This window comes from Ramlibacter sp., assembly GCF_036383835.1.
Lineage (GTDB): Bacteria > Pseudomonadota > Gammaproteobacteria > Burkholderiales > Burkholderiaceae_C > Ramlibacter.
In genome coordinates this window covers 1-4505 of record NZ_DASVNN010000142.1, presented here as the reverse complement: position 1 = coordinate 4505, position 4505 = coordinate 1, and the positions used below count along the sequence as shown (strand labels likewise).

Below are 4505 nucleotides of genomic sequence, written 5' to 3'. Positions count from 1 at the left end.
AAAGGTTAAATGCGGGAACCATTCTTATTCTTCGAACGATAAGACGCGCATCTTAGTCCGGGAATCGTCAGGGCGCATCCGGTGAGGTCTAACGTGAAGGTGACCGGCACGTTGCGGCAAGGGGCCGTACGGTGCACGACTTCACCCGGCGCCGTACGGCCCCTTGCTGCAACGTGTCCGAGTCGACCGTTCTGTTAGATGGCAGCTTCACGGCCATTGGATGAAAAGTGGTTCTGCATCGGCGTATTTCTCCACACCGCAGTTAGCCAGAATACAGTGGCGTGAGCGGCCCCGACCATCGCGAACGTTGGAGTGACATGAATCAGTGCGCCTCCGCCGCCCGCCAGAAAGAGGAGTGAGGCCAAAGCGCCAATGCAGCTGCCACCAGCCAGGAACTGCCACAGTTTCCACCATCCACGCTGGTAATGCCAGACGAACAGAGGAAGACCGAGAACGAAGGTGGATGTGAAGGTGAATAGCGCTGCGACCGCCGCCACTGGCATTGCCCGCATTCCGCCCAAGAGAAGAATGAAGCCAGGATAGGCTACAGCGCAGAAAAGAAAGCCGATGATCAAGCGCGTCATACCTGCCATCTAACGTGAAGGTGACCGGCACGTTGCGGCAAGGGGCCGCACGGTGCACGATTTCCTACGGCACTGTGCGGCCCCTTGCAGCAACGTGTCCGAGTCGACCGACCTGTTAGGTCTCATAGGGCGTGAATCAACTCGTTGATTGCCGCCGCCTTCCAGACGATACCGAGGTCCGACTCCATGTTGATGCGCCCGCTATAAATGCCGATGAACTTCCACACAGGACCTGCAAATGCCGCGGAACCTCCGTCCGCCATTGCAACCATACCCCCACTGCGGTAGGCGATCACGGGGGAGCCCGATTGCCCTTGTCGAGAGCGGCAGTCGATAAGTTGAATGGGACGGTCGTTGAAGTCGACTGCAGGTTCCGAGGCCAGGAAACCCGTAGCCCACACTCCGAAAACACCTCCCGCCGTGATGCCGAAGGGAAAACCGATGACACTGACTGGGTCTGCTGGGCCAACAAAGATGGCCGGTCCGGGGTTTTCCGGCGTGTGCGGATAGAGGTCTATGCCTTCCAGACCACTTAGAGGGAGAGCAACGAAATCTGCCTTCGCTCCAAGGGTGGGATGCTCTCGCCATCTGGGTGCGTCTCCGACATACAGTGGTTCGACCCGGGGTACCCAAGTTCCAAGTTGGCCCTTGGCGTTGTGAAGGACGACGACTTCAGTTGGAAGTCCACCGGTCGGAGACAGCGGCGCTCCCGTGTCCTGATTTCGCCCTGTGACGTTGTGACGGTTCGTGATCAGATGAGGCCCTTTGGCGGTATCCACCACGAATGCCGTTCCCGTCGACAGCGCATGGCCGTTCACCTGCATCTGGATCAGAAGCGATTGGATCGACGGTTTAGCGATGTTCGGCAAGTGAGACCTAACGTAATGTAGACCGCAACCCTAAACCCACTATCCGCCCACCGCTCGGTAGCAGAATCACCCTTCCCGTCGCAAGTCCGCGTCCCACCATCCGATTTCTCCCGCTGCGCCGGATAACACCCGGCTTGTTCACGTTCCTGTTAGCGCGCGTTTCGCCAAGTTGGCTGCCGCCGGATAACACTGCTGGATAACACCGGACCGGATGTCCGATTTATCCGACTTCGCTTTCCGTAAGTCCTTGATTTGATGGACCTTGGGCGATGTTAAGCGGGGGAAGCGGATATCTACAAGGGGCAAACGCCGCAGGTGTGCGCTGGAAGCCGCAGTCCTTCACGCAGCGCTGGGGTTGCACCCCAGCCTACGTCGACCCGCGAGAGGGGAGCGTCGGGGTCGACGTGGATCCCGGGGCAAGCCCGGGATGACAGGGACAAGGACAAGGACAAGAGCAAGTCGAAGCCCCGCTCAGGAAATGATGTAAGCCCCCGCCCCCGTCGACAGCAGCTTCCCATCCACCCCGCGAAATTCCATCCGCGTGCTTGCCACGCGCGAGCCCAGCCGCAGCACCTCCGCATGCAGGTCGAAGTATTCGCCGATGCCCGGGCGCAGGTAGTCGATGCGCAGGTCGATGGTTCCCAGCTTGGCGAAGCGCTGAAGGCGCTGCGCCGGCGCTTCGTCCATGTGCCTCGCGCCGATCGCGGCCATCACGGCGAGGCCGCCCATGGCGTCGAGGCCGGCGCTGATCACGCCGCCGTGCAGGCGGTTGAAGGCGTAGTGGCCCACGAGGTCGGGCTTCATGGCGATGAGGCCGGTCACCGCCTCGGGCTGCAGGCTCGTGATCTTCAGGCCCAGCACCTGGTTGAACACGATCTTCTGCTCGAAGATCTCGGTGAGGCCGCGGACGAACTCGTCCTCGAACTCCACGGGCACCATTGGCGGATGGCGCGTCATAGCCCGAGCTGCCTGGCGGCCAGGTCCTTCATGATCTCCTCCGCGCCGCCGCCGATCATCATCACCTTCACCTCGCGATAGATGCGCTCGCTCTTCGTGCCCCGCATGAAGCCCATGCCGCCCAGGATCTGCACGGCCTGGTCGGCGCAGAACTGCATCGTCTGCGTGCTCTGGTTCTTCAGCATGCAGACTTGCGCGATCAGGTTCTGGTCGGTTTCCAGCGGACCCGGCGCTGATTCTGGAATCCGGCCCCAATGGGCATCCGCCAACCCGCTCACGAAGTTGAGCCAGGCTTCGGTGGCGTGGATGCGCGTCTGCATGTCCACGAGCTTGTGGCGGATCACCTGCTTCTCGATCAGCGGCGAGCCGAAGGTCTTGCGCTCGCGGGCCCAGTCCAGCGCTTCGTCGTAGCAGGCCTGCGCGAAGCCGAGTGCCATGGCCGACATGGCGAGCCGCTCGCCGTTGAAATTGGCCATGATCATGCGGAAGCCCGCGCCCTCCTCGCCCACGAGGTAGCGCGCAGGCACGCGCACGCCGTCGAAGCGCAGGTGGGCGGTGTCGCTCGCGTGCCAGCCCATCTTGTGCAGGCGCGTGCGCGACAGGCCTGTCGCGTCGCCGGGCACGACGATGATCGAGATGCCGCCGGAGCCGCGCGCGCCCGCCTCGCCGGTGCGCACCGCCACGGTGATCCAGTCGGCGCGCAGGCCGGAGGTGATGAAGGTCTTCTCGCCGTCGATGACATAGTCATCGCCTTCCCGCCGCGCGGTGGTGCGCAGGCTGGCGACGTCCGATCCGCCTCCGGGTTCGGTGATCGCCAGCGCCGCGATCTTCTCGCCGCGCAACACGGGCGGGATCACTTCCTGCTGCAAGGTTTCGGATCCGTGGCGCAGGATGGGTGGCAGGCCGATGTTGTGCGAGAACAAGGCCGCCATCACGCCGCCGCTTGCGCCCCAGCGGCTCATCGCCACCGACAGCGCATTGCGCACGGCATGGGGCGCCGGCGTTCCGCCCAGCTCCTCGGGATAGCCGAGTCCCAGGATGCCCAGCGCCGCGGCTTCGCGGTGCAGTTCGCGCGGCACCTCGCCGGCGTCCTCCCACTCCTGCACGCGCGGCACGACGCGGTTCTGCAGGAAGCGCCGCACGTTCTGCGCCATCAGCGCCAGGTCGAAATCCAGATCGTCAGTCACAGAAACCTCCCCCAGGATTGCCCGCTTTGCGGGCTGCTCCTCCCCCCTCCGCAAGCGGAGGGGGCTGAGCGCCTTCGGACGGCCGTGCGGCGCTCATACCGTCTCGAAAGTAACGAGCACTTGCTGCGTGGCCACCTGTTGACCCGGCTCCACGTGCAGGCTGCGGACCGTGCCGTCGCGGGCGGCGGCGAGCACGTGTTCCAGCTTCATCGATTCCACCACCACCAGCGCGTCGCCCTTCTTCACTTCGGTGCCGGCCTGCGCATGCACGGCGATGACGCGGCCGTTGAAGGGCACGCGCAGTTCGTTCGCCAGGCTGGCTCGGGTTGCCGACGACGGTGGCTCGAACGACGCATCATGCAGGAAGAGATCGACCGCGCCGACTTGCACGTGCCAGGTCCCCCGGCCCACCGCGGCGACGGTCGCCTGCGCGGCGGCGACGCCATCCGCCTCGCAGAGCGGCACGTCGAAAGTCGCGCCGCGGTGCGCGATGCGCAGCGGCCGCGTGAACGGGGACGCGAGCTCCGCCGGTGCGCCGTGCGGCAGCAGGGTGGAGAACGCCGCCTCCGCCGTCACGCCGAATTCTTCCTGCTCCAGCTGGCGGCGGATCGATTCGCCATGCTCGGCAAGGAAGGGGATGCGCGCCTCGCCCCGCAGGAAGGCGGGATGGCGCAGGCAGGCCGCGAGGAACCTGCGGTTGGTGGGCAGCCCCAGCACCTGCAGGCGGTCGAGGGCGGAAGCGAGCTTGGCGATCGCTTCGGCGCGGGTGGGCGCGTGCGCGATGAGCTTGCCGAGCATCGAGTCGTAGTACGGCGGGACGTCGAGGCCGGAAGCGAGGGCGTGGTCGAAGCGGAGGGAGGGGGCAAGCCCGGCAGCCGCAGCGCCCCCAGCGCCCCCTCCCCGGCCCT

General features: G+C 65.0%; 5 protein-coding genes. All 5 read right to left on the bottom strand.

Annotated elements, in window-relative coordinates; genetic code table 11:
- Positions 1–194: 194 nt before the first annotated feature.
- On the bottom strand, positions 195–584 hold the full coding sequence (locus VF522_RS21965) for a hypothetical protein (protein ID WP_330910458.1): 390 nt from the start codon (positions 582–584) through the stop codon (positions 195–197).
- A 122-nt stretch (positions 585–706) separates the two neighbouring features.
- Positions 707–1453, bottom strand: coding sequence for a trypsin-like peptidase domain-containing protein (locus VF522_RS21960; protein WP_330910457.1), 747 nt, complete (start codon positions 1451–1453; stop codon positions 707–709).
- 471 nt (positions 1454–1924) lie between these two features.
- A complete protein-coding gene (locus VF522_RS21955) occupies positions 1925–2410 on the bottom strand; it encodes a thioesterase family protein (protein ID WP_330910456.1) in 486 nt (161 codons plus the stop codon).
- The gene (locus tag VF522_RS21950) at positions 2407–3564 is read right to left on the bottom strand and encodes an acyl-CoA dehydrogenase family protein (RefSeq protein WP_330910459.1); all 1158 of its coding nucleotides are present in this window, start codon (positions 3562–3564) and stop codon (positions 2407–2409) included. The genes VF522_RS21955 and VF522_RS21950 overlap by 4 nt, the downstream gene beginning before the upstream one ends.
- A 126-nt stretch (positions 3565–3690) precedes the next feature.
- Positions 3691–4505: biotin/lipoyl-containing protein (locus tag VF522_RS21945; protein WP_330910455.1), on the bottom strand; the 815-nt coding region annotated here is incomplete at its 5' end.

Excerpts from the sequence above, each read along its gene's own strand:
- VF522_RS21965 (WP_330910458.1), bottom strand. The coding sequence starts at position 584 with ATGACGCGCTTGATCATCGGCTTTCTTTTCTGCGCTGTAGCCTATCCT.
- VF522_RS21955 (WP_330910456.1), bottom strand. The coding sequence starts at position 2,410 with ATGACGCGCCATCCGCCAATGGTGCCCGTGGAGTTCGAGGACGAGTTC.
- VF522_RS21950 (WP_330910459.1), bottom strand. The coding sequence starts at position 3,564 with ATGGCGCAGAACGTGCGGCGCTTCCTGCAGAACCGCGTCGTGCCGCGC.